This is a genomic window from bacterium (genome assembly GCA_040757115.1).
Lineage (GTDB): Bacteria > UBA9089 > CG2-30-40-21 > CG2-30-40-21 > SBAY01 > JBFLXS01.
The window spans coordinates 1-5,121 of record JBFLYA010000174.1; the positions used below are offsets into that span (position 1 = coordinate 1).

At 36.3% G+C, this 5,121-nt stretch carries 6 protein-coding genes; all 6 read right to left on the reverse strand.

Translation table 11 applies throughout. The annotated features are described in order from the left end of the window. Nucleotides 1–600: 600 nt before the first annotated feature. On the reverse strand, nucleotides 601–951 hold the full coding sequence (locus tag AB1422_13815) for a rod-binding protein (GenBank protein ID MEW6620389.1): 351 nt from the start codon (nucleotides 949–951) through the stop codon (nucleotides 601–603). Between the two features lie 45 nt (nucleotides 952–996). Then, nucleotides 997–2,037: a flagellar basal body P-ring protein FlgI gene (locus tag AB1422_13820; protein MEW6620390.1), complete on the reverse strand. Its 1,041-nt coding sequence runs from the start codon at nucleotides 2,035–2,037 to the stop codon at nucleotides 997–999. A gap of 49 nt (nucleotides 2,038–2,086) precedes the next feature. Further along, nucleotides 2,087–2,236: a hypothetical protein gene (locus AB1422_13825; protein MEW6620391.1), complete on the reverse strand. Its 150-nt coding sequence runs from the start codon at nucleotides 2,234–2,236 to the stop codon at nucleotides 2,087–2,089. A gap of 87 nt (nucleotides 2,237–2,323) precedes the next feature. Beyond that, nucleotides 2,324–2,950, reverse strand: a complete 627-nt coding sequence (locus AB1422_13830; GenBank protein ID MEW6620392.1) for a flagellar basal body L-ring protein FlgH — start codon at nucleotides 2,948–2,950, stop codon at nucleotides 2,324–2,326. 58 nt (nucleotides 2,951–3,008) lie between these two features. After that, on the reverse strand, nucleotides 3,009–3,944 hold the full coding sequence (flgA, locus tag AB1422_13835; GenBank protein MEW6620393.1) for a flagellar basal body P-ring formation chaperone FlgA: 936 nt from the start codon (nucleotides 3,942–3,944) through the stop codon (nucleotides 3,009–3,011). A gap of 181 nt (nucleotides 3,945–4,125) precedes the next feature. Continuing rightward, complete coding sequence (gene flgG / locus AB1422_13840) at nucleotides 4,126–4,917, reverse strand: flagellar basal-body rod protein FlgG (protein MEW6620394.1); 792 nt, start codon at nucleotides 4,915–4,917, stop codon at nucleotides 4,126–4,128. Nucleotides 4,918–5,121: the final 204 nt, after the last annotated feature.

Sequence of the window (5,121 nt, forward strand, 5' to 3'; positions counted from 1 at the left end):
AATAACTCTAATAGTGAAATCTATGCAGATTTGGTGTCCAAAAGGGATTTCCTCCAAAGAGCAAAATGCAAAACTCGTTTATAGTTTATGGTTTATAGTGTATAGTTTATAGTGTATAGTTTATAGTGTATAGTTTATAGTCCTTCAACTATAAACTATCAACTATAAACTATCAACTATCTTTGCCAAAGTTCAGTAAAATTATCTCTTTCCTTTCAGCGTTAAAATACTTGAAGCAAAGATATTACCAAATTCCTCCAACTCTTTGAGAAACCCTGCTACTTCCTCTTTGAAATTTGATTTGTAATTTTGCATTTTGATATTTGATATTTAATATTTGATATTTGATATTTGATATTTATTTGTTGTCTCCCTCAAATCCTATTTTGCAGAACCCTATACACTATTTTAACCTTTATGCTAGATTAAGACACCACCTAAATTTCCAAACTTTTAAAAAATCACAGTTTGTGAACTTTTAAAGTATAACTTCATTGGGACGCAGATTAACGCAGATTTACAGGATTTTATATTTTAATATCCTGATAATCTGAGTAAATCTGCGTCCCATTAACTTGAATCTTATTAAGCAAATTGCGTTCACAAATATTTACTTAATTGGTCATAAATTTGCTTGGATAAACCAAATTGGTCTGATTTAGCCATTAATTTTGCATATTCATCATATAACATATCTTCAAAAACCTCTTCTGAAAAACCGGCATGAAAAAGGCTGGTTTTGTGAATAGATTTACGCATCTCTTTTAGTAATTGATTGATAAAAATAGACTCCATCTCATAACTTACTTCTTTTAATCTTGCCTTTGCCTTTTCTTTATCCTGAGTATTTTTAAGGGCAGTGGCAAAATCATTTGCTTGATTAGTCTTATTGATAAATTTATAATCAGGAAGATTATTATTTAATAATTGTAGTGGTAATATATTAGGCATTTTTACTCCTTAATCTACTCCACCACCTCGAAGGTGGAGTTACTTTTACATAATGATAATTTCCGCGTGTAAAGCACCAGCAGATTTAATAGCTTGAAGTATGGCAATTAAATCCTCTGGCGAGGCCCCAATTGAATTTAAGGCTGAAACGACATCTTCGATAGTCACCGTTGGTGAAAATAGAATTACATTTTCTTCTTTTGCTTCTTTTGATTCAGTGGCAGTGCGACTTTTTACGACAACACTTATATTTCCATGTGCGACAGCCACTTGTGAAATGCGAATATCTTTGCCCATCACGATTGTTCCAGTTCGCTCGTTCACAATTACTTTAGATTGCATATCCGGAGTTAAGGTTAAACCTTCTAATCCAGATATAAATTCAACTATCCTTTCTTTATAGTTTTCGGGTATTTTGACCAGGACTAAAGATGGGTCTAATGCTTTAGCGGTATTTGGGGTAAATTTAGTATTAATTGCGGTTGCAATTCTAAAGGCAGTCGTAAAATCACTTTCCTTAAGCACTAAAGAGACAGTATTTTCTTTGACAATCGGGCAGGTAACATCTTTTTCGATAATTGCTCCTTGCGAAATCTGGGCGACAGTAAGATGCTTTCTACCAGTGGGTTTGCCCCCAATTAAAATAGGTCCTTGAGCTACGGCATAAACCGCCCCATCTGGACCTAATAATGGTGTCTGAAGTAAAACGCCGCCTGCTAAACTTTCCGCATTACCTAAGGTTGCTACGACTATATCCACTTTATCTCCTGCTCTGGCAAATGAAGGTAATTGAGCTGTCACAATGACAGCCGCCACATTTTTTACCTCCATTTTCTCTTTATCCACCGAAATCCCTAATCGAGTCAGCATATTCACAATGGATTGAGCGGTAAAAAAAGTTCCTTTATCATCTCCGGTCCCGTTTAATCCTACAACCAGGCCATATCCCATTAATTGGTTAGGTCTTACCCCTTCTATTCGGCATAAATCTTTTACCCTGACAACCGTTTCCTGGGCATAAACTACGACACTTATAAAGATAAATATAAAAATGATAAGTCTTCGTAAGACAACCACGCTTGCCATCCTCCTTATCTGGTAATTGGGTAAGCGTTCAGCCACAGAGGCATAGAGTTCACAGAGAATTAAGGAAATTAGCCACAAATGGATACGAATTAACCTCTGACATCCCATAAATGTAGTGCGAACCTTTAAGTTCGCCTTTTGGCTTGCCAGAAGCGAAGCTAACGCCTCGCACTACAAATCTTTTTGTATTTATGTTCATTCCTGGTTATATATTCCCTCTGTGTTCTCTGTGACTCTGTGGCTATATCCTGAACGGTTACCCATTTTTTTTTACTTCAATACGACATTAAAATAAAACATTAACTATTTTCGTCAATACCCTGGTGATAACTCCTCGTTTTTCCTTATCTGACAGGCTGGTTCCACCTTTATATTTAATTGAGGCATCTAAAATATAGGTTGAGAGAATAGAATTATCTGCCTCAATATCTTCTGGTCTAATTACTCCCGACACGGCTAATATTTGTTCTTCGTTATTAATAAGTAATTTTTTACTTCCCTCTATGGCTAAATTTCCATTAGGTAGAACATTTACAACTTGAGCCGTCAGATTTGCCTTTAAAATGCCAGAGCGACTTGTATCGGCATCGCCTTTATATTTACTTTTTCCTTTGGCGCCAAAGTAAGGTATAAAAGATAACAGATTCTTTTTACCCTTTTCCACAGTTGTTGGACCGCCAGAAAGTTCGGCATCTTTAGATTTTTTAGTTGAGCTCTTCTGCATCGCTGAAGATGACTCAACTACAAGAACTGTGATTATATCTCCTATTTTTTTCGCCTTATGGTCAACATATAAACTTTCCTGGCTACTTTTTGCCCAGAGTGATTCTGCCTCAGTTTCATAAGCCCTAATCCAGGAAAAAATACCAATAAAGAGAATAAGAATGACATAAAATTTATCTTTTATTTTCATTGAATTAAACCTCCTTATTTTTGGTAATTGGTAACTGGTGAATGGTAATTACTTAGCACTACCTCGCCACAACTGTTCTGCTATCCTCAACAATACTGTTAATTATCTTATCCGAATCCACATTTTTTACTTGAATTTCATCTCCTAATCTTCCATCTTCCTTTGCTATTCCTTTTGCCTGGACGATAAGTGCTCCAATTTCTTTTTTTATCATAACCACATCTCCTCGTTTAATTAAAGGAGGAATTTCGATCAAATTATAAGTTAATATTCCTCCTTGTGTCAGCGGGCTTTTCAATCTTTTTCCAATGACATCTTCTATCGGAGCAGGATTAATGTAAGTTATCTCTCTTTCCTGGATTTCTATGTCCACTGGCGTTAAAATATGATGTCGTGGCAATGGTTTAGCCGCTATCACAACATTTGTAAAGCGATGAATTTTGAACCCCAATCTAATCGTTTTATATTTTGTCCCATTTACCTTGATGGTCACTGGAAGATATACCTGATTTTTTAACATTGGGGTATTTTCAATCTCATATTCTACCTTTCCAGCAGGTAAAATAACATTTTTCCGAATGTTGAATGATTCTATTGCTATTCGAGCAGTCGTATTAAGATTAGTCAGGATATACTCTTGAGCTATTTTTGTTATCTCTTCAACATCCAATTTTTGAGAAGAAGTTGTTATTTCTATCTTTGTCGCTCCAATGAGATTAAAATCTTCCTCTTTAATCTTTGCTTGCAAAATTTTTAACTTAACATACTCCTGAGTAATATATCTTTTTCCAGCAGGCAAAGGTGCCTGACCAATATAGATGTTATCTACAGATGTATTGCTTAAGTTAGCAATGTCCTTTAAAAATATCTCCTTACCTGTCAGGCAAACATTTTCTTTCAATTCAATCGTAGTTAAGGCAGGCGAGATACTGGAAAACAAAAAGACAAATAGCCCGGTAAAAAAGAATATCTTCAATAACTTATTAATTATCATTTAACTTCTCCTGAAAATAGGAAGTAGAGAGTAGAGAGAAAATCCTTCCTCCACCTGTTTTTTCCTATTTTCATTCTTCTGTTGTGAACCCACGGTTCATGAGCGTTCTTCTGAAAATCGGGGTTTGGGGATTCTTTTATTCCCGAATCCCGAATCCTCAATCCCGAATCCCTTTATTCTTTTATCTCTTCAACCCACCGACGATGCCCAGCATTGCATCTCCAGTTTGAATTGCTTTTGAATTAAGTTCATAAGCCCGCTGGGCGATAATCATATTGACCATCTCATCAACTATATTTACATTTGATAATTCTAAGAAGTTTTGCTCCAATCTACCAAACCCTTCCCTTCCGGGAGTACCGGTAATAGGGTCACCACTTGCGGCACTATCTTTAAATACATTCTTACCAATAGGATTTAGTCCCGCTGGACTGGCAAATCTAACTAATTGAATTGTACCTACTTCCTGAGGTGTTTTTGTTTCATTTCCGATAATGACTGAAACAGTCCCATCTTCAGTAATGGTAATTTGGGTAGTTCCAGGCGGGATAACTATTTCTGGTTGTAAAATATGTCCATTAGAAGTAACTAATTTACCCTCCTGGTCCATTTTAAAAGAACCATCTCGCGTATAACCTGTTGACCCATCCGGTAGAAGTAACTGAAAGAATCCTTCTCCTTCTATAGCTATATCCAGAGGATTTTGGGTCTCTTGCAAATTCCCTAAGGAATGAATTTTTTGAGTTCCCGCAATAGCTACTCCATGCCCAACATGAATACCTGTTGGTAAGACACTTCCTGTAGTTATTGGTGTGCCTGGTGATTTTAATACTTCATAGATTAAGTCTTCAAAATCTACTCGTGACTTCTTAAATCCAGCAGTATTAACATTAGCCAGATTATTGGCAATAGTGTCGAGATTAAATTGTTGTCCAGCCATACCTGTGGCCGCTGTCCATAATGAACGCATCATTTTAATATACCTCCTCGTATTTAATTTTAGATTGTAACTGTTCACCGCACAGACACAGAGACGCAGAGAAAAAAATTAAGTAACTATTCAGCCTCAGATGGACACGGATGAAACACGGAAAATTCGTAATCCGTATCCGTTTTCCGTGTCCGTAATTAGGCTCAAGGTTTTTCCTCCTCTTGCCCTCTGCCCTCTGCCCTCTGC